The sequence below is a fragment of the Sphingobacterium faecium genome (genome assembly GCF_003054045.1).
Classification (GTDB): domain Bacteria; phylum Bacteroidota; class Bacteroidia; order Sphingobacteriales; family Sphingobacteriaceae; genus Sphingobacterium; species Sphingobacterium faecium.
The window spans coordinates 300,858-323,050 of the sequence record NZ_QBKH01000001.1 but is presented as its reverse complement, the minus strand read 5'-3'; the positions used below and the strand labels follow the sequence as shown (position 1 = coordinate 323,050).

The window sequence follows — 22,193 nt, the reverse complement described above, 5'->3', positions numbered from 1 at the left end:
ATAGTATTAGCCTATTTTCTAATTACTTTGTAATATTGAATCAACAATTAGCAACCTGATTATTTTACCAATAAATCTATTTATAGTGCGATTTCCAATATTCAATTTATTCATGTGCTCACTCTTATCCATGTATTTACTTCCGTTAAGGGCGCAAGTATTGATCGACCAAGAAGCAACAATAGAAACCAAAAACCTGTATCAAAACCTATTCAAATTACAAGATAAAAAAGCTTTACTATTTGGACACCAAGATGCATTAGCCTACGGTGTCACTTGGAAAGATGTACCGAATCGATCGGATGTCAAAGACGTCGTTGGCGACTATCCGGCTGTCTTTGGATGGGATATTGGTGGCATTGAGCACCAACGTTCGCATAATATCGATCAGGTATCATTTGCTAAAATGAAAGCATTTATCGTGGATCGTTTTGAAGCTGGGTCTATTAACACCATCAGTTGGCATATGGACAATCCACAAAGCTTAGGAAACTCATGGGATACCACAACGGCAGTCGCCAGCATTATTCCTGGTGGTAAAAACCATCAGTTATATGTCCAATGGTTAGATCGTGCCGCAGATTTTCTGAAGGAACTTAAAACGAAAGAAGGCGTATATGCCCCCATTCTATTTCGACCTTTTCATGAACATAATGGTGGCTGGTTTTGGTGGGGAAATCCACACTGTTCTCCAGATGATTATATCAAGTTATGGAAGTTTACCGTGGATTATCTGAAAAATAAAAAGAATATTCACCACCTGATCTACGTCTATAATACCAATAATTTTCAATCTGAAGAGGAATTTATCCATAGATACCCCGGCAATGATTATGCTGATATGATGAGTTTCGATACGTATCAATTCGCCAAGCCATCCCCTTCTAAGGCAGAACTTGAACAATCAAAAAAAGATTTCACGGCCTTGCTACGGAATAATTTAACCGTATTGCAGCAATATGCCCAGAAAAATCAAAAACCGATGGCACTCGCGGAAACAGGATTTGAAACCATTCCCGATCCTACTTGGTGGACGCAGACTTTATATGCATCTGTTCAAGATTTTGATATCTGTTATGTTTTGATCTGGAGAAATCATGGTTTGAAAAAAGAAGAAAATCAAATGCATTATTATGCTCCATATAAGGGACACCCCTCCTCCTCTGATTTCAAAAACTTCTACGCCTTACCTAACGTCTATTTTGGAAAGAAAACTAAAGCGCTAAATCTCTATAAATAAATGATGAAAACAGAAAAACTATCCTTTAAGGAGAAAGTGGGCTATGGCTTTGGAGATTTTGCATCTTCTATTTTTTGGAAAATATTCTCCGTGTACCTGCTCTATTATTATACTGACGTATTTGGTATTTCCGCCGCTGTAGTAGGGACCATGTTTTTGATCACACGGATTTGGGATACCGCATTTGATCCTCTTGTAGGGATCATATCCGACCGTACACACACCAAGTGGGGAAAATTTAGACCTTTTATTTTATGGATTGCGCTCCCTTTTGGTCTGATTGGCATCCTGACCTTTTCAGCCCCCGAACTGAGTCAATCGGGTAAGATTATTTATGCTTATTGTACCTATACCTTGATGATGATGATCTATTCGCTTATCAATGTGCCTTATGCCTCATTAATGGGTGTCATGACCGCTGATATCAAAGAAAGGACGGCCTTATCTTCTTATCGATTTGTATTTGCATTTGCTGGAAGCATCTTAGTTTTAGGATTAGCAGAACCGTTGGTTGATTATTTTGGAAAAGTGCAAAATGGTCTATTCGATGCTCAAAGAGGATGGCAGTATACCATGATTATTTTTGCTTGTATCGCTTCTGTTTTATTCTATTTTACATTTGCATGGACAAGAGAACGAATCCTTCCTGTTAAAAGTACCGACAATTCGCTGAGGGATGACCTGCGTGATTTAGCGACCAACAAGCCTTGGTTTATATTGCTTGCTGCAGGGATTGCAACATTGATTTTCAATTCCCTACGTGATGGTTCTGCTATTTTCTATTTTAAATACTACTTTACCAATCAAAATGCCGTACATATTCCATTTCTAAATCTCCATTTAAACTATTCCACACTCTACCTGGTATTAGGTCAAGGGGCTAATATTATTGGGGTATTACTTGTCAAGCCCGTTGCAGATCGATTAGGAAAGAAAAAAACATTTGCCTCGGCTATGATCCTTGCCGGGATCCTGAGTTTATTTTTTTATAGTTTAGACGAAACACAGGTGGCTTATATTTTTATTTTACAATGCTTAATTTCCATCTGTGCAGGAGCAATTTTTCCTTTATTATGGTCCATGTATGGCGATATTGCCGATTATTCGGAATGGAAAACTGGACGTAGAGCAACAGGATTGATCTTCTCCTCCTCCTCGATGTCTCAAAAGTTAGGCTGGACGATGGGTGGAGCATTGACGGGCTGGATATTGGCCATCTATGGCTTCGAAGCCAATGCAATACAAACCGATAGTGCAAAAAATGGAATTCGCTTAATGATGAGTATTATTCCTGCCATAGGGGCATTGATCTCCGTTATTTTTATTTATTTCTATAGCCTTACTGATGCGAAAATGTATGCGATATCCGAAGAATTGGAGAAGCGCAGAAATCACCATTAATACAATTTATATTTTCTTATGACCACAATATTCGAATCTCGATTACAGCTACTCACGCAAAAACAAGAAGAATTACTTGTTCGAAAAAACCACAAAAAAGCAATTGGCAATGGTATATTCGATCGATACGAGTATCCTGTTCTTACTGCGGCACATATCCCTTTAAAATGGCGCTTTGATTTTAATCAAACAGAAAACCCTTATTTTATAGAACGCTTTGCTATAAATGCTGTTTTTAATGCAGGAGCAATAAAATTCCATGACCAATATCTATTAGTTGCACGTGTAGAAGGCGCAGATCGGAAATCATTTTTTGCCATTGCTGAAAGCCCCAATGGGATCGATCATTTTCGTTTTCGGGATAGACCGATTTTACTGCCACAAACAGAAGAACCAGATACCAATGTCTATGATATGCGACTTACGGCACATGAAGACGGGTATATCTATGGTCTATTTTGCACAGAACGTAGAGATAAAAACGCTTCTGAAAATGATCAGACAGCAGCAATTGCCCAATGCGGCATTATTCGTTCTTCGGACTTAGTCAACTGGGAACGTTTACCCGATTTGAAAACCCATGCTGCACAGCAAAGAAATGTGGTCTTACATCCCGAATTTGTTGAAGGAAAATATGCCCTTTACACCCGTCCACAAGATTCATTCCTTGAAGCTGGACAAGGTGGTGGAATCGCCATTGGTTATTGTGATAAAATGGAAAATGCGATCATCGATCATGAAATTGTGATTGATAAAAAAGTATATCATACTGTCTACGAAGCTAAAAACGGTCAAGGACCTGCTCCTTTAAAAACAGATTTAGGTTGGTTGCATCTTGCACATGGGGTACGCCATACTGCTGCAGGTCTTCGCTATGTACTCTACCTGTTTATGACCGACCTTCATGATATTACGCAAGTTATTTATAAACCTGCAGGCTATTTTATCGCTCCAGAAGGTGATGAGCGTATTGGAGATGTTTCCAATGTTGTATTTTCTAATGGCTGGATTCAGGATGGCGACGATGTATTGATCTATTACGCTTCTTCAGATACACGCATGCATGTAGCGACAACCACTATAAAACAATTGATTGATTACGTCACGCAAACTCCGGAAGATTTATTGACTTCCAATAGTTCTGTAGAAAGAATTATAGCTTTGATTGAATCCAATAATAAGATCGCATAAATGCCGGCAACAACTAACCTTCGCAAAGAATTGGATATCGCATTGAACAATATCCTCCGTTACTGGAAGAACAATACCATCGACGAAATCAATGGTGGTTTTGTGGGAAGAATCACGCAAGATAATCAGGTAGATGATACTGCGGCAAAGGGTTTAGTGCTACAGGGACGTCTACTATGGTCATTTTCCGCAGCCTATAAAAACAGTAACGATCCCACTGATCTAGCTCTTGCCGAACGCGCTTATCACTATATAAAAACTTATGGAATAGACCCCATATATGGAGGGGTATATTGGTCATTGACCCATAAAGGGGAAGTATTGGAGGGTAAAAAACAAACTTACGCCATCGCATTTGTGATCTATGGTCTGTCGGCATATTATGAAATTTCGCAGGATATGGAAGTACTTGCCTGGGCAAATAAATTAGTTGAAAAACTCGAAAAATATGCTTTTGAACCTGTATATGGTGGCTATATCGAAGCATTAGGTCAGGATTGGTCTAAGATCGATGATGTGCGCCTTTCAGACAAGGATCTTCAGGCAAGCAAGACCATGAATACTCATCTCCATATTATTGAAGCCTATTCCAATTTATATCGTGTAGCGCCTACTGATTATTTAAAAGAGAAAATAGATCATTTATTATCCATATTTGACCAATACATCATTAATGGCAAACATCTGATCCTCTTTATGAATAATCGGTGGGAAAGTTCACAACGCTTTTTCTCCTTCGGTCACGATATTGAAGCTTCCTGGCTCCTGTTAGAATGTGCTGAAACGATCCAAGATAAAAGGTGGATCAAAATTTATAAAAGACATGCCATTCAACTTGCCGAAGGCGCTTTAGAAGGATTTGAAGGTGGTGCGCTCAACTATGAATATAACCATGCTACCCGACATCTGCATGCAGAAAAACATTGGTGGGTACAAGCTGAAGCTTTAGTGGGTTTTTATTCCGCTTATACCCTTACACAACACGAGAAGTATTTGAAAGTCGTGTATCAGATCTGGAGTTATATCAAATCCAATCTTCTTGATACTAAACATGGCGAATGGTTCTGGGGAAGAGATGCGCAGGGTGAACTTATGCTGGGAGAAGATAAGGTCGGCATCTGGAAATGCCCCTACCATAATACGCGAGCTTGCTTAGAATTACTGCATCGAATACCAAAAGATTGATCCGTGCAAATAAAAGCAGTAAAAATTAGAGAATGTGCCTTCCGTCAAAATTTGACTCATAAGCAGGAAGGTGCATTTTTTAATTATGAATAATTCCGGCAGTTTTGACGGATGGTCTAGCTCATCATAAAATAAGCCTAATACACAATCCATAAGCGTGGACTTATCCGATACGCTCGCCAGATATAAAACCGATCTGTAAACCCTTTGAACGGATCAATTTCTGAATTTGGTATTCCAGGCGTTCTCTAGACTTGATGGACATCGTAAACTTCCGATCTTGTAACTCAATGGTCGTTAATTCCAAATGATCGAGATGTTGCTGCAGATAGGACATGATCTCCTGCCTTCTTACGATCATATCTTTGCAGATTGAAAAAACCAAAATATATTCCATCATCATGGTAGAAATTGTGTTTAAGTATTTATCCCGTTGAGCGCTGATACCCTGATTCGCTTTCCTAATTATCATTGGATTACTCTTCATCATTGGATTACTCTTCGGAGGTCATACAAAAATAGAGAAGAGGTGCCTTATTGTTAAGAGAAAAATAGCTCAACTAGCAAAATTCGATGTTGAATTGAAAACGTCAACCTGCTGAACCGTATCCCATCTATTTTCTTGACGATCCATCTTACTCTTTTACCTCTCCCATATTAAGCCTGCAGCTGTTAAATATACGACATACAGGTTTGGTTCTGTACAACTTTATACCGTGTTGATTCAGATGACAACAGTTTCGTTTCAGAAGCCATTTTCGCCAGTTCAGTCACTTATCCCTTTCTTAAATGATTATAACTCTTGTTATTTGTATCTGAAATTTTAATAGTATAAAAAAATGGTAAAGCAAGAATTCAAAGCAAGGATCAATTTCAATCTATACATAGCCGTATTTGCTTTCGGTATTTTGTTTAGTTCATGTGGAGGACAACAACAGGGAGGATCATACGAACAACAGGCATTACATGCTGATTTCATCGCATTACAAGAATCTCCGACTACCATCGTAGAAACTTACCCTGGTACTATAGAAGGAACAGTCAATGTCGATATTCGAGCACAAGTATCCGGCTATCTAGAGGCTACTTATGTCAAAGAAGGAGAATATGTACAAAAAGGACAATCGCTGTTCAAAATCAAGAGCGATGTCTTCAATGAGCAGGTGACTAATAGCAAAGCATCATTACAATCGGCATTAGCGTCACAGGCCAACGCTCAGATCGAATTGGAAAAAATAAGACCTCTTGTTCAGGGAAAGGTGGTTTCAGACCTACAGTTAAAAACTGCACAGGCGCAATATGATGCTGCAACAGCTCAAGTGGCACAGGCTAAATCAGCCCTGAGCTCTTCGCAGTTAAATGCTGCTTTTGCGATCATTAAGGCACCCGTAAGTGGTTACATAGGACGTATTCCGAGCAGGGTCGGAAATTTGGTCACCCCTACTGATGCAAATCCGTTGACCAGTTTATCTGAGATAGATCAGGTCTATGTTTACTTCAATCTGAATGAAGCTAAATTCATTGCCTTTATGAATGATCGAAAAAAAGATGTAGGGATGAATACCGTAGAGATCATCATGGCAGACGGTAACCGCTACAACCAAAAAGGTCAAGTAGAAATTGCAAGTGGTAATATTGACCGAAACACGGGAACGATATCGCTAAAAGCTGTATTTGCAAACCCCGATAAAATTTTACGTTCCGGTGGTGCTGCGCGCGTGGTTTTGACAAAAAATCTGACTAGTGCCCTGACATTACCTATGGCTGCAGTGAAAGATATACAAGACAAATTTTTTGTTTATGTACTCGCTGACAGTAATAAGGTGGCGATGAAAACGATCGAAATAGATGGCCGCACAGGTTCAGATTATATCATCAAATCGGGTGTTAAACCGGGCGATAAAATTGCTATCAATAGTATAGACCAATTAACAGAAGGAGTCGTAGCCGTGCCTAAGATCGTGAGCCAAGACTCTTTGAAAAATTAATTTCTAGACCAGTATCAACATGTTAAAAAAGATTATAGATAGACCCGTAATGGCCACCGTAATTTCGGTTGTGCTATTGATATTGGGTGTTATAGGGTTATTAAGACTCCCTGTAACGCGTTTTCCGGATATTTCTCCGCCTACCGTCATGGTGTCGGGAAGTTATCCTGGAGGGAATAGTGAGGCCGTTATTCGTTCGGTGGTCACACCGCTCGAAGAGCAGATCAATGGAGTAGAAAATATGCAGTATATCAAATCGACTGCGAGTAATGATGGTTCATTTTCTATTTCCATTATCTTCAAGCAGGGCGTCGATCCTGACCAAGCGGCTGTAAACGTACAAAACAGGGTGCAGCAAGCTACCCCTATACTTCCTCAAGAGGTGATCAGAATGGGACTGACGACCTCCAAGCAGCAGAATAGCATGATCCTCATTTTCAACGTATATACGGACGATAATGAAAAATATGATGAGCTTTTTCTTCAAAACTTTGTCAATATCAATGTCATTCCACAGATCAAACGTGTTTCTGGAGTGGGACAGGCACAAGTTTTTGGCGCCAAAGATTATTCCATGCGTGTATGGCTCAATCCTCAGAAAATGGCTGCTTATGGTTTAGAACCTGCTGATGTAAGCAACGCTATCGGTACGCAAAGTATAGAAGTCGCGCCCGGTAAGCTGGGAGAAGAATCCAATGCTGCTCTGGAATATGTCATGCGCTATAAAGGTAAAAAGAATCAACCCCATGAGTACGAAAACATTGTCGTGAAACGCGATGGTGAGCTTTTGGTGCGCTTGAAAGATGTTGCCCGTATCGAATTTGGTTCGCTTAATTATAGCGGTAATACGACTATGAATGGGAAGAATGCCGTGACTGTAGCTATTCTACAGACGACGGGATCCAATGCCAATGACATTGAAATAGGTGTACAAGATGTACTGAAGAGTGCTTCCAAAAACTTTCCTCCAGGAGTAGACTACACGAGCTTGATGAGTACAAAAGAACGTCTGGACGAAGCAACGGGACAAGTGAAATCGACCTTGATCGAAGCCTTTATATTGGTATTTATTGTCGTTTTCTTATTTCTACAAGATTTCAGATCAACGATTATACCCGCTATTGCGGTACCGGTAGCTATTATAGGAACATTTTTCTTCCTGCTCGCTTTTGGATTCACCATCAATGTGCTGACCTTATTTGCTTTGGTACTCGCTATCGGGATTGTCGTCGATGATGCCATCGTAGTCGTCGAAGCCGTCCATAGTAAAATGGAGGGGACGAACATGACCGGAAAAGAGGCGACACATAGTGCCATGGGCGAGATCACGGGTGCAGTCGTATCGATCACTTTGGTCATGTCGGCCGTCTTTATACCGATTGGATTTATGACCGGTTCTGCAGGTATATTTTACAAGCAGTTTGCCTACACATTGGCAATTGCCATTATCATATCGGCGGTCAATGCCTTGACCCTTACTCCTGCACTCTGTGCCTTATTATTAAAAAATAATCATGCTGATGGTCAACATGGAGCATCTGAAGAAAAAGGATTTGGAAAACGATTTTTTACTGCATTTAATGCTGGTTTTGAAAATTTAACCGGTAAATATATCAAGGGGTTGCGGTTCTTAATTGTAAAAAAATGGATCGGTGCTGGTTTAATTATCCTGATCACTGCCCTTGCAGGCTGGATGATGAGCAGTACACCCAAAAGCTTTGTTCCTATGGAAGATGATTCTTTTATTATCTTCAGTTTAAGCATGCCTCCGGGTACTGCACTGGACCGGACAACTGCAGCCGCTGCACGTGTGGATGAGATCTTGAAAAAGACAGAATCTGTACAAAATAGTACAACGATCACGGGTTTCAATATTTTATCAAACAGTGCCAGTCCGGCGTATGCCATGGGATTTATCAAATTAAAAGATAAAAAAGACCGTGGCGCGGAGAAAGATATTGATGTCATCTTGGGTAACCTAACAGCGCAATTTGCTACGGTCAAGGAAGCTACGATCATGGCTTTTAGAAGTCCTCCTGTAGATGGATATGGAGTCACCAGTGGTGCTGAAATCGTGTTGCAAGATAAAACCGGAAAATCGCCTGAAAAACTAAAACAGATGTCCGATGAGGTGATTGGAAACATCATGCAGCAACCCGGTGTACAGTTTGCATATACCACATTCCGTACAGATTTCCCTCAGCTTGAACTGGAGGTCGATGAAGATAAAGCACAGCAGATGGGTGTGGAAATCAGTCGTATGATGAATGTGATCCAAACTTATTTTGCAGGTGATCAATCCATGAACTTCACCCGATTCGGTAAATTCTATCGCGTCAATGTAAAAGCAGATGGGGTATTCAGAACGGATGAACATTCATTTAATGAAATCTTTGTCCGTAATGATCAGAACCAAATGGTGCCCGTCAATTCCATGGTCACCCTACATAAAGTCTATGGCCCTGAATCGTTGAGCAGATATAACTTATTCAATGCCCTTACGATCAGTGTTGTGCCCCTACCGGGTGCTAGTAACGGTGAAATCATGGATAATCTGGAAAAAAATGTACTGAGCAAATTGCCTTCAGATTACGGATACGAATGGACAGGATTAAGTTTAGAAGAAAAATCTGCTGGTAACCAGACCTTGATTATTTTATCGCTGTGTCTGTTATTTGTGTACTTCTTACTGGCCGCACAATATGAAAGTTATCTGTTGCCACTAGCGGTATTGCTTTCCATTCCTACAGGTATTATTGGTGCATTTGCATCGATTAGGGCAATCGGATTGGACAACAATATTTATGTTCAGGTGGGTTTAATTATGCTTGTCGGACTATTAGCTAAGAATGCGATCTTGATCATTGAATTTGCTGTACAACGTCGTGCCGCAGGTTATACGATCGTTGAATCGGCAATTGAGGGAGCAAAATCAAGATTACGTCCGATCATCATGACCTCATTGGCTTTTATTGTCGGTATGATTCCCTTAATGTTTGCCACAGGTGGCTCTGCCATGGGGAATCGATCGATCAGTACAGGTGCAGCAATCGGCATGCTTTCGGGCGTGATCTTAGGTGTATTTGTTATCCCAATCCTGTATATACTCTTTCAATATCTTCAGGAAAAGGTATCGGGTAAAAACAAAAATCAAAAAATTCAAAGTGTTGAATAATGGCATTATCTATAAATAATATATTTTACGGTGTTGGAGTGGCAGTTTTACTGTCCTCCTGCTCGGTAAACAAAAAGTATAGTCGTCCAGAGTTGGAGACTCCATCAAGTTATAGGAATACGGTTGAAGTAACGGGGGACACCATGAGTCTGCCCTATAAAACTTTCTTTAAAGATGCCTATCTGACAGCTCTGATCGAAAAGGCGCTGGATAAGAATAAGGATATATCGGTCGCGATGATGAATCTCCGTCAATTGGATCTTTCTTATAAACAGGCTAAACTTGGACTTCTTCCCACGGCTGAACTTTCCGTTTCTGCTGCACGAAATTATCTGTCAAAAAGTTCTTTGAACGGATCTTTGAGTGAGCAATTTACAGGAAATCAACACATGGACGATTATTCAGCTTCGCTCAATTTTTCCTGGGAAGCAGATATCTGGGGCAAGGTAGCGATGCAAAAGGAGTCTGCTCGAGCCAACTTTTTCATGCAGCATGAAAATCTATCGGCATTGCGGACGCGTATTGTCAGTCAAGTCGCACAGGCTTACTACAATTTAATTACACTGGATGAGCAACTTCAAGTTGCTTCCCGAAATATTGCTTTGAGCGATACTACATTGCACATGATCAAGCTGCAGTTTGAGTCAGCGCAAACCAATTCATTGGCTGTCGATCAGGCTGAAGCACAAAAGAAGACGGCTGAATTGCTTGTGCCTCTAGCCAAGCAAAACATCGCCATCCAAGAAAATGCATTAAGTATTCTCTGTGGTTCTTTTCCGGACAGCATCGCACGTGCAGCGACTATGGAAATGACACCTTTTGTGGAAAGCTTCCCAATAGGTGTACCTGCCGACATGCTCAGTAGACGCCCGGATGTCCGAGCTGCAGAGTATGCCGTCGTGGTGGCTCATGCAGGTACCGGTCTGGCAAAGGCTCAGATGTATCCTTCTTTACGATTGACTCCTTCTATCGGAACAAATTCGTTCCAATTTGATAATTGGTTTGATCTTCCAGGTTCGCTGGTGAAGAATATCGCGGGTAACATTACCCAGCCGATTTTTCAAAATAAGAAGTTAAAAACAGCTTATGAAGTAGCCAAAATTGAACAGGAAAAATCAGCCGAGCAATTCCGACTGGCAGTCATGACGGCCGTAAGCGAGGTATCTGATGCCTTAGCAAAAAGACAATATGCCAATGAGCGAGTTGCGCTTATTGAACAGAAAAAAATAGCATTGCAGAAAGCGGTAAATGATGCGATGTTACTGTATAGAAGTGGAATGGCCAATTATCTGGAGGTGATCACGGCACAGAATAATTCCCTTCAGAACGATCTGGAGGCGATCTCGATCCAAAAAGAGCGCTTTGATGCCGCCACAGATCTTTACCGTGCTCTGGGTGGAGGCGTGGATTAAAAAATCGGAAACGTTCATCATAAAAATAAAAGCTGTGTTTCTATCCAGAAGCACAGCTTTTTTTATCATCTCCAATTTAGAAAAGGGTTTTTAGATCACAATCTTCGGCTTGACCAGATCTGATATGCGCTTTAATCAGCAAATCAGTGGGTCTATTCCTGATGCGGTTACGAATCCAACCATTCTTTCAAGAGATTGGATTTCTCTCTACTCACGATCACTTCAACATCAGCATTAAACAGGATAACTTTTAGTTTTCTATTGAAATAATTGACCAATTGATCCACGGAATCGACATGGATAATAAATTGACGATTGGCTCTAAAGAAAAATTTTGGATCCAATTGTTTTTCAAGATCATCCAGGCTCAGATTTAAAACAACATCCTTACCATTCTTCAATCGTGCTTTGGTCAATTTCATATCCATATAAATAAACGATAGATCGGTTACCAATATCGTTTGAAAACCATCCCTAAAGGGAATTAGAAAACGAGTACGATACTCCTTTTGCTTGACATAACTGAGGAGCTTATCAATGGATAACTGGTTTTCCATTTTTGATTTATAATCGTCTACCTTGTTTAATGCACTATGAAGTTCTTCCTTTTCAACGGGTTTTAAGATATAATCGACGCTATTGTATTTGAATGCTTGTACCGCATATTCGTCATATGCAGTCGTAAAAATAATAGGACATTGGATAGCTACTTTATCAAAAATATCAAAACTTACCCCATCAGAAAGGCGAATATCCATCATGACGACATCTGGTTCTTCATTTTCCTTGAACCATTCTATCGTATCCATCACACTATCCAATACGGCGGTAATTTTTACGCTTGGATTGATCTCGCTTATTAAACGTTTAAGACGGTCTGCATTGAGTTTTTCATCCTCAACTATTACTATTTTCTCTATCATACGCTATTAATTGTATAGATACCTTAAAGATATGTTCATTTTGAAACACTTTTGGAATTTTCTTTCCCAAAAGTTTAAAACGGCTATTCATATTTTTTAATCCGATTCCTGTGGATGTAATCTGGGTCTGATCGATTGGAGAACGTGTATTTTCAATAACCACCTGATCCACTTCAGGATTGTATATGCTGATCATCAGGGGATTTTTCTGCTGGGTCGCATTATGCTTGATCGCATTTTCGATTAGCAACTGCAGCGTAAGTGGCGGGATGTACATATGCTTACTACGTTCATCAATTTCAATGCTAAAATGAACTCCTATACCGACCCTATTTTCGATCAAAAAGATATAAGCTCGGAGGAATTTGATTTCCTCTTCTAAAGAAATTAAATTCTTTTTACTGTTAACTAGTAAAAAACGGTATACTTTGGCAAAGTTTTCGGAATACTCGAATCCAAGCTGCTGGTCTTCCAAAATCAACTCCGATAGCACACTGAGATTGTTAAAGATAAAATGAGGATCGAGCTGCAGTTTCAACGTGTTGAGTTCCGCTTCTACCGAAGCCTGTCTCAATTCTACGGCATGAACTTTATGTTGGGACATTTCCATGTAGGTATCGATCCAGTTATCGATCAAATAACTAACGGTATTGATGGAAATAATCATAAATGAAATCACTAAGCTGATCACAATCCATTGGAGCAAACCTTTAATCTCTTCCATGGAGATATCTGTATCGGGTAAATCGGAGTAGATCCAAGAAAAACAAAGCATATTCATCATGATCAGAATGACCACTACCCCGAAATTAAAGCTAACTTCTAATAATAACCGTTTGGATTTATTTTGCGTCCATGGAACACGTTGATTTAGTTTTTTATGGATCAGTATGCTGGACTCCGTGATCAAATAACAGAATAGAAAAGTCACGATCCACTCAATGACTATTTCATAGAACGTTCGATTTAAATACTCTTTCCAGAAATCACTATAGGGATTGAGGATATAGGATACCAGATAAAATATGATAAATGCAAAAAACACCAACAACATTTTCCTAAAACGGGTCGGTAAAAATCGTTTATTTATCTGTTCCAGATCGCTATATCCCTTCATACTTGCTATGAATTAAATCATAAATAATGCTTCAAATTTATTAATTAGGCTTCAATCAGTGAACATGGGCTATACATTCAGTGACCTCTTTAACACATATCCGTATTTCTATTCCTCTTTTCCAAAGATCGTGGTTCTTCTACAGATTAGCACAGACTTACTCGCTCAACCCTCAAAATTAAAAGCTGAATATGACCAATTTCATGCTGAAATGTTAACTTCCTATAACCCATGCGAGATGTAACTCCAGTTTATCATTATGGAGGGACAATATACAGCAGGCAATCGCTCTCACCCTATGTCCTAGAACTGTGTTAGCTGAGCAACCAAAATAGAAAAAAACATCCTAACAAATCGATCATACGATCAATTTGTTAGGATGTTTTAGCCTTTTTATTAAAATAATAGTATTGGTTTTACTTCAAGAAAACCTTACGGATCGCTTTATTGTCCGGATCCAAGATATAAATATTACCATTCTTGTCTACCGCCATATCGGCCAAAGCTCCAAAGCGTGACTCTACTAAAGATCCATCTACATATCCACGGTTGTTCGCCTTGAAAATAGTGGATACCTTTCGATTTGCTACATCAATTTCTCTTAATGCATAATTAAAGTTATCCGTAGCGTACATGGTATTACCTCCAAAAAGGACAACACTGCTAATGCCCTGAAAACGTGCAGCACTTCCAATACCATCCGCATAGCCTGCCTCTGAAAAACCGATCCATGCATTCATCGTAATACCATCAGATCCCCTACGCATCAAACCATTCCCACTGATGGCATTTTGATCTGGATAGTAGTAATTTCCTAAAGCATCTACTACCGTGCGGGTTGTCACCCAACCCGTGCCATTAATTTTACTATAATTTCCTGTTGGATTGACTTTATTGACTCCTGCAGCAAATCCGTTGATATTGACATACAGATTTCCAGCATCGTCGATACTCATATGCCCAGGTGCAAATCCAGACGTGTGCACCGAACGTTGACCGGCCGATGTAATCTTGATCACCTGATTGGTTCCCTGATCACTCACATACATGGTATTCTGCTTATCGATGACGATGCCATACGGTTTAACAAACACCGCATCTGTTCCATTGACCTGCAGAATGGAAACAGCTCCCGAAGGGGTTATTTTTTTCACCTGTTTATTATTCGTATCGGTTACATAGATATTCCCTTGCTGATCGGTAGCAATAGCAGACATATATCCGGCAAAGGTATTACTGCTAGGTCCCCCCGCCAAAGTCATTACACCTGCTCGTTTAAACAATTGCGGAGCAAGGGCTTCCTGCCCACCAACAACCACTTTCACATTTCCAGTGCTTAATCTTAGAGGTGCTTCGAGCACTAAACTATTCTCCGTTGCTGTTTTTACCATTGCTAATACGCCATTGAAATACACTTTATTTTCTGATGCTGTTGTGCTAAAACCTGTGCCTCTAATCGTCACACTCGTACCGGTCAATCCGTTGTCTGGTGTCATCGCAGTAATCCCCAGATTTTGATCTTTAAACTGTGGACCATTACTCACCTGATCGTTCACCACAACACGGATAACGCCAGACCCAGTACCTCCTGGAACGGTTAGTTTCAGCTCCGATTCATTAGCTGAGTTCAACGGTATCAATATATTGTTGATATATACTTGGTTTTCATCCAGCTCTTTACTGAATAAAGATCCACTGATCGTCATTTGTGCCCCCTTTGGACCGCTTAATGGGGTTACTGTTTGGATGATTGGTTTATCCACCACAGTAAAAGACGGGCCTGTTGTTTTCTGATTATTGATATTGACCGATAAGGGTCCTGTGGTTACTCCTTCTGGAACCTTTACGACCAAACGCTCTGGGGTAGATTCAACCACAAGAGCTTTCTTACCATTAAATTCTACGATATTTTGGGTAGTCAATTGCTCAAAACCTTCTCCCGAAATCACCACACGCGTGTCTTTTCCTCCGCTTAATGGCTTGATACCTTTTATGGCCTGATAAGTGAAGTTTTGCCCTTTCGCATCCATGCCATCCACTTTAACCAATACCGATCCGGAACCAGCTTCATTGGGCACCTCTGCTACGATCAAGGTATCACTGATACTGACGACCAACGCTTTTTTTTCATTAATAAAGACTTCCGCCGGATGAGTAATACTTCCAAATCCCGTACCTCCAATGCGTATTTGGGAACCAGCAGGTCCATTAGCAGGAAACACCTGACGTACACTTAAATTTTGATAGGTATAGGTACCCACATCCATCATCTTGCTATCATAGCTCAATACCAGTTTTCCAGTACTCCCGCCCACCGGTATACGAATGACAACAGCCGTTGCTGTAGCGCTGATCACAGCGGCATCTTGACCATTTACCGTTGCTTTATAGGCACCTATACTGGTGCCAAAGCCTTCGCCTTCAATGGTCACAAGCGTACCCTCTTTTCCTGAATTCGGGTAATAATCTGTTATTTTCACGGCTGTCTCCGGAAGCATCGCTTCTTTCTTTTCACAACCTGCACTACCTGCAAGTACCAAAATAAAAAGGATGATACTGAGGCTATATTTTGTCCATGTTTTCATGACTTTCATTTTTTATGTAACCATATGGAATACCCATATGCACTCTTTCTTTTATTGCATTCGCATGAGCGAAAGATGCTTTTCTTGTGTCAGCCTGACCTATTGAGTTCAGAGCATTTAGTAGCTATTAAATCGCTGATAACGATGACTAACGCGTGTCTTAAAATGTGTACCGAACTCCGAGTTGTATCTGTGCTCTTGAATTGAAATAATCAATACTATAGGTTTGTCCAGGTTCATTGAACGTAAATACGGGCCAGTTTCCATTATTTTGCTGTGGTGGAAACAAGGTCGGTGTCAAACCCACGCTACTTGTCGAATTGAACGTATTAGGCGAAAAATATTGTACTCCCCACTTTTTGTACAGCAGGTTTGTCACATTGACCACATCGGCAGAAATCGTAATAAACTGTCCTTTTTTAATGCTCACAGGCAAATCATGCGCAATGCGGAGATCCGCTTGCACATTCCAAGGTGTACGTCCCCTATTACGTTCCGTAAAATCTCCTCTTCTGCTGCTGAGATAAGCATTGCCATCGATGTACTTGTTAAATGCTTCAGCTTGTTGTACCGCCGTGTTTCCACTAGGAATATCTTTAAAATAACGGATTGCTTCCTCCGGATTTGGTACATAGACTAAACTCACCTGTTGTGGTAATCCTTGAATACTGTTGTTTACTATGCCATAAGTAAATGGAGATCCCGATTGTGCACTGATAAACAAGGTGATGTTTGTTTTTCCAGCCGTTCGCCAATAATGATCGTAACTGATACTGGAAACGATGCGGTGACGAATATCAAAATTACTATAGGCTAACTTTGGATTGTTTGGTATAAGCGATTGGTTCAGTTGCCAATTTGATTCCATAGAATTACGCACCCCGTTGCTCAAATCCTTTGATTCTCCGTACGTATAACTCGCTGTTCCATTAAAATTCTTCATTCGCTTGCTGATTGTCCCCGTGATGTTATAACGGTAGCCCTGATCGGTATTGCTCAATACATAAATATTCGAGAAACGATCATCAACCGCACCCTGATACACCGGTTGCTGTTGATGAATATCATAACCATAATAAAGTGGATTATCATGGACATTCAACTGTTGAAAGAGCACATCGCTGATATTTTTGGTATACAAACCTTCGACTGTAAACTTCCAGTTGTTCGCTGTTTCATAGTCAATACCCAGACTACCACGCAGTACCTGAGGCATTGTAAAGCCATTATCAACCAGATCAACCTGCGTTTTACCACTCTTCGGATCATTTACTACAGCTCCATTTGCGGCAATAAAATCGGCCAATCCATTGGGGCTGGGTTTAATCGCATCACTTCCCGGAGCAAAAGGTTTCTGATCTGCACGCTGATCAAAAGCACCATAGCTGTCCCCTGTATTATAGAACGCATAGGCCAACCATGCAAAAGGAATACGTCCTGTAAAAAGTCCTGCTCCACCACGTACTACTAAGCTTTGATCTTCCAACACCTCCCAGCGGAATCCCACACGGGGCGACAACTGTAAGCGATTAAGGAAATCATTTGAAATCCGAGACAAAGGCGTGTAATTATAGGTTGTACCAAAGTACGGATCGGACTGTATATGGCGAACTTTATCACTTAAAGCCGGCATATCGGGCAACTGTGTAAAATCGGCACGTAAACCCGGTGTAACACGAAAATGATCACTTACCCTGATCTCATCCTGTACATACAGACTGTACATATTGATTCCAAAATCTGCCGCAGGATGATCTAAAATATAATCCCGCGTATTGTTCTTATAGTTGTAACTACCGCGTACACGGTAAGGATTATTACTTAAAAAATCGTCGATACTATTATAGTCTACACGTCCATTCCAAGCATTAACAAAACCATAGCGAATACGGTAAAGCTCATTGTGAGTACCAAAAAGGAGTTTATGCCGGCCAAGGTTCCAGTTCAGATTTGCCGTTAGTTCCCAAGTGCGTTGTTGCATATCAAAAATACTGGCTTCACGGTCAGTTCCCAGGTAAATTGTCGTACCTGGAGTGCGCCCCTGAATCTGTACTTGAGGAAGCGTAGGGTCACTCAACGGATCCCGTCTATCGTTTACTACGGTAAACCCCAGTACTGCATTAGCAGAAAGATTATTGCTAAAGCGGCTTTTCAATTCAGCTACTGTACTGCTTTGATTATTTGTTTGCTTAAACGCCATACTCGAAAAGCGGAAATCCTGTTGATCCCTGTCCATGTGAGTCGCACTACTAAAAATAGTATTGTTACGAATGGCTAATTGATGTCTATCATTGATATTCCAGTCGATACGGTTAAAAAACTTAGTGGATTTTGACCAGTTGGTGTACTTACCGGCTGTACCTGCATCAAACACATCACCATAGCGGTTACCTACTGTCGTGGCAATCGATTTGGCATCCTCTTCGCTTAGGATATGAGCAGTCTCCGCTGTCCCCACTTGCAGTTGTGTAGGATCTTGACGACGGGTGATCTCTTCATTACTAAAGAAGAAAAGTTTATCTTTTATAATTGGAAAACCAATTCTAAATCCGGACTGGTAGTCATAAAAATCATGATCCATTTTACCGAGACTTCCCACACGGTCTTTACCCGTTAAAGCAGCATTGCGTCCATATCCATAGACTGAGCCTTCGATTTTATTGGTACCGCTTCGGGTTACGGCATTGACCGAACCTCCCGTAAAATTTCCGATTTTAACATCGTAGGGTGCCAGATAGACCTGCATGTCCTGTATGGCATCCATGGAGATCGGGTTGGTACGCGTACTGCTTCCAGCCATGCCTGAAGTCCCCGTCTGTCCACCCAGAGAGGGTGAAAAACCGATCGCATCGTTATTGACGGCCCCATCTACAGTGACGTTATTATACCTGAAATTAGTTCCTCCGAAACTATTGTCTCGACTTCCTTGTGGTGTCAGGCGGGTCACATCTGTAATCGAACGACTCACCGTAGGCATATTGCGCACCTGCTCAGCACTGATATTGCGCCCTGCGCCATACATATCCACACGTTGTCGCTGCGAACGTCCAGTTACAGCAACTTCCGCTAACGCTTGACTACCTTCCTGCACTTGTAAATTGAGTTCCTGTGCCGCACCAAGACGGATTTGAATATCCGTACGTGTATCACTTTGCATACCGACCATACTCACGGTCACCGTATAGGGTCCACCAATACGCAGATTGTTTAAGGTATAGCGCCCATCTTTATCGGTAGCGAGCGAATAGCGTGTCCCCGATGGGGTATGTACAGCCAGAATTGAAGCGCCTGCAACAGCATGCCCATCGACATGTTGCACACGCCCTGTTAAAGCACCAGATGTTTCCTGTGCAAAACCAGAGGTGCTCATAAAAAAGACGAGACACCATAAGGCAACTTGTATGTGTATCCTCCAAAGCATATCTTTCCCTGAAAATAGACCTGATCTGGGCTTCCTATTGATATAAATATTCATTTTAATTTCTTTTAGCTAATCCTAATTTGATTATTGAGTAATCCGTAAACCGCCATCGATCACATGTAATACCCCATTTCCACTTAACATATCTTGTTTCAGTAATTTGATCTCTGAAGTATTCCCTATTCCACGTAAGCTGATCCCTTGAAAAGAATTAGGAGCATTTGGATTTGATACCAGTGAGATGGTGATGCTATTACCGTCCATCATGCCCTGTTGCGCCTTATTTGAAGCACCCGTACTCAGAATATAGTCGTATACAAAACGTCTATCCTTCACAATATGGTAGAGCAAAAAACTTCGGAGTTTGACCGGATCTGCCAACAGAATCTGCTGTACCGTACTATACCCTAAAGCTTGCATCGCTGCATTATTAGGAGCAAATACGGTATATGGACCCGCATCACTTATGGTCTGTAGAACTCCCGAAGTCTTTAAGGCTTGTGCAAACAAGGTGATACTGGGGTCAGCAGCAATAGCATTTCCAATCAAATCGTGCACATAGGGCGTCAGCACCCGATCTAAGACCTGAATCAGTCCATTGGATGCGGCGATGTTTTGAGCCAGTACACGTGAGCCGTTGAGCGTCAATACCGTATCCCCTCCCTTTAACCAATGGGTCGCATACATTTTTCCTCCACGCGTGCGTAATTCCTGATTAAACAAAAAAGGAAGTTTATTTAACTCATATTTACCATCCAACATATGATAATGAGCAATTCTGCTGATCACTTTCGTATTTCCCGCCAAAACTGATACCGCATCGCCATAACCTGCTGCTGAAAAAGCCGCATCGGAAGGTGCCAATAAGGTATAGGGTCCTTCTCCATCCTGTAAAACTTTATCCATGCCGCTTTTACGCAAAACGGCACTAAAACTAGACAGATTAAAGTTGTCGGCTATGACCAAATTGACCCTATTATTGTCATGACTATTCAGTACCTCGTCCTTTTTACATGAGGTCACCATGAAAGTTGCAAAAAGCAATATCCCCAATTGCTTATAATATCTTAGCTGTAGTTTCATCTATCGTTTATTAATCATGAGCTTACCAGCTCGTTTTGTTATTCAGCGTTCACCTGAAATCGTATCGGTATCTTGTTATTTTTCAGTTTCCATACGATTTAAGCGTCTACTTTAATTTAAATCCCTTAGGCAACAGCAGATTGTCAACAACATGTATCGGTCCATTGAGGGTATTGATATCTGTTTCGATGATCTGTACAGGTGTGCCGCCACTTTCTTTTATGGTCATGGATAGCTTTCCATTGGATGCTGTAAAAGCAAAAGGATTTTTATAGGCATATTGCACCTGCGCATTTCCACCGATATTGATGTAATAATCCTGTAAGAAGTCTGCAGTCAGATCATTACTAAAAAATACCGTACTATTGGGATAGGCTAATCCATAACTAGGATCCTGGATCGCAAAAAAACGTCCCCAATCCCGATGATAGTTAACGATACTATCCAATGGATAACCACCAGTGGGTTGAAACGTTCCTTCATCAAAAAACACATGTCCACGAGTCTCATTGAATTGAAGCATTTCTGCTACAGAATTAAATCCAGCATGCTTAAAGGCGGCATCTGTCGGAGCAAACCAAGTCGAAATGGTGATGTTGGGATCAGCATAATCGGGATTAGGTGTTGGTCCAATTAGCCATTTTTTTGTATAAGGCTCCCGCGCATCAGGAAAATTCTGCCAATATTCTTCAGGTGACATTTTATAGCCAAATAAAGGCTCCATTTGAGTCACCATCACTTCCACGAAAGCATCATCAGAAAGGCGTTGCAATTCGAGAAACATGGTAAAACGCCCATCCTGCTCCAAGGCTTCCAAAACAGTTTTTGTCGGTTTGGTAACGGTTTGCTCCAAAAAATAAAGTGCACCATTACGTGCCGGTTGATACTTCATTTTACCGGCTTTCTTTCCATTGATCAGCAATTGTTCATCGCGTATAGCCAGATAATGTTTGTAATAGTAGGGATCATATCGTTGGCCAAGACCTGATCCGACTCCACCTTCATAAAAAGGAACTCGTAAACCCGGATTCATCAGCATACTTTTTACAGGTAAACTATTATCTCGAAGTTCATCACGAGATATCATACCCAAAACCGTATAAAATAACAGGAGGCTGTCTACATCTGCCCGTGGCATTTGTGCAATCTTTGCTTCGGTCAGTCCCGATGCGATCATCGCCGCATTGCTGGGAACCAACAAGGTATAGGTTGTATTCCCTCCTTTTTCCTTGATTTTCTCCTCCATGCTGCTCTTTTTCCAAGCCGTATAAAATAATGTCGCATCCGGATTTTTACCTAATATTTCGGTAACACTCTCAGTCGCATCAGGTTTATAGGGAACCTGTTCGCCTTCCGCTGCAGGCATAAACTCTGTTTTTTTACAGGCGGAAAATAACAGCGTCATGAGCAAGCCCATAAAGGCCAGCTTATATATTGTATTGATTTGTTGCATTTTCATCAGCATAATTTGT

At 40.9% G+C, this 22,193-nt stretch carries 14 protein-coding genes; 7 read left to right on the top strand and 7 right to left on the bottom strand.

What is annotated here, in order from left to right:
* Nucleotides 1–112 precede the first annotated feature (112 nt).
* From C8N37_RS01405 to C8N37_RS01390, 4 genes are read left to right on the top strand one after another with little or no spacing between them, the layout of a single operon-like run.
* Nucleotides 113–1,240 (top strand): glycoside hydrolase family 26 protein, encoded by a 1,128-nt coding sequence (locus tag C8N37_RS01405; protein WP_153194311.1) that lies wholly within the window; start codon nucleotides 113–115, stop codon nucleotides 1,238–1,240.
* A complete protein-coding gene (locus C8N37_RS01400) occupies nucleotides 1,241–2,641 on the top strand; it encodes an MFS transporter (RefSeq protein ID WP_108157207.1) in 1,401 nt (466 codons plus the stop codon).
* 18 nt (nucleotides 2,642–2,659) lie between these two features.
* Complete coding sequence (locus C8N37_RS01395; protein WP_108157206.1) at nucleotides 2,660–3,832, top strand: glycoside hydrolase family 130 protein; 1,173 nt, start codon at nucleotides 2,660–2,662, stop codon at nucleotides 3,830–3,832.
* Entirely contained in the window at nucleotides 3,833–5,017 is a 1,185-nt protein-coding gene (locus C8N37_RS01390) for an AGE family epimerase/isomerase (protein WP_045754438.1), read from the top strand. It begins immediately after the preceding gene.
* A 163-nt stretch (nucleotides 5,018–5,180) separates the two neighbouring features.
* Here C8N37_RS01390 and C8N37_RS01385 read toward each other — a convergent pair whose 3' ends face one another.
* Nucleotides 5,181–5,489 (bottom strand): hypothetical protein, encoded by a 309-nt coding sequence (locus C8N37_RS01385; protein WP_146170971.1) that lies wholly within the window; start codon nucleotides 5,487–5,489, stop codon nucleotides 5,181–5,183.
* A gap of 367 nt (nucleotides 5,490–5,856) precedes the next feature.
* On the opposite strand from C8N37_RS01385, the gene C8N37_RS01380 reads away from it, so the two are divergent.
* The 3 genes from C8N37_RS01380 to C8N37_RS01370 are packed head-to-tail and all read left to right on the top strand — an operon-like array spanning nucleotide 5,857 to nucleotide 11,592.
* Nucleotides 5,857–7,005, top strand: coding sequence for an efflux RND transporter periplasmic adaptor subunit (locus C8N37_RS01380; RefSeq protein ID WP_108157204.1), 1,149 nt, complete (start codon nucleotides 5,857–5,859; stop codon nucleotides 7,003–7,005).
* Between the two features lie 19 nt (nucleotides 7,006–7,024).
* Nucleotides 7,025–10,180, top strand: coding sequence for an efflux RND transporter permease subunit (locus C8N37_RS01375; RefSeq protein ID WP_094771563.1), 3,156 nt, complete (start codon nucleotides 7,025–7,027; stop codon nucleotides 10,178–10,180).
* Complete coding sequence (locus C8N37_RS01370; RefSeq protein ID WP_108157203.1) at nucleotides 10,180–11,592, top strand: efflux transporter outer membrane subunit; 1,413 nt, start codon at nucleotides 10,180–10,182, stop codon at nucleotides 11,590–11,592. Before C8N37_RS01375 ends, C8N37_RS01370 begins: the two co-directional genes overlap by 1 nt.
* 167 nt (nucleotides 11,593–11,759) lie before the next feature.
* Here C8N37_RS01370 and C8N37_RS01365 read toward each other — a convergent pair whose 3' ends face one another.
* The 6 genes from C8N37_RS01365 to C8N37_RS01340 all read right to left on the bottom strand — a co-directional run bounded on the left by C8N37_RS01365 (nucleotide 11,760) and on the right by C8N37_RS01340 (nucleotide 22,180).
* A complete protein-coding gene (locus C8N37_RS01365) occupies nucleotides 11,760–12,515 on the bottom strand; it encodes a LytR/AlgR family response regulator transcription factor (RefSeq protein ID WP_045754433.1) in 756 nt (251 codons plus the stop codon).
* Nucleotides 12,490–13,632: a sensor histidine kinase gene (locus C8N37_RS01360; RefSeq protein WP_108157202.1), complete on the bottom strand. Its 1,143-nt coding sequence runs from the start codon at nucleotides 13,630–13,632 to the stop codon at nucleotides 12,490–12,492. The genes C8N37_RS01365 and C8N37_RS01360 overlap by 26 nt, the downstream gene beginning before the upstream one ends.
* Nucleotides 13,633–14,048: 416 nt before the next feature.
* Nucleotides 14,049–16,217, bottom strand: a complete 2,169-nt coding sequence (locus tag C8N37_RS01355) for an IPT/TIG domain-containing protein (protein WP_170114447.1) — start codon at nucleotides 16,215–16,217, stop codon at nucleotides 14,049–14,051.
* Between the two features lie 160 nt (nucleotides 16,218–16,377).
* Nucleotides 16,378–19,692: a TonB-dependent receptor gene (locus C8N37_RS01350; protein ID WP_244914310.1), complete on the bottom strand. Its 3,315-nt coding sequence runs from the start codon at nucleotides 19,690–19,692 to the stop codon at nucleotides 16,378–16,380.
* A 30-nt stretch (nucleotides 19,693–19,722) separates the two neighbouring features.
* Nucleotides 19,723–20,721, bottom strand: coding sequence for a fasciclin domain-containing protein (locus C8N37_RS01345; protein WP_084825423.1), 999 nt, complete (start codon nucleotides 20,719–20,721; stop codon nucleotides 19,723–19,725).
* 106 nt (nucleotides 20,722–20,827) lie between these two features.
* Nucleotides 20,828–22,180: a fasciclin domain-containing protein gene (locus tag C8N37_RS01340; protein ID WP_170114446.1), complete on the bottom strand. Its 1,353-nt coding sequence runs from the start codon at nucleotides 22,178–22,180 to the stop codon at nucleotides 20,828–20,830.
* Nucleotides 22,181–22,193 lie beyond the last annotated feature (13 nt).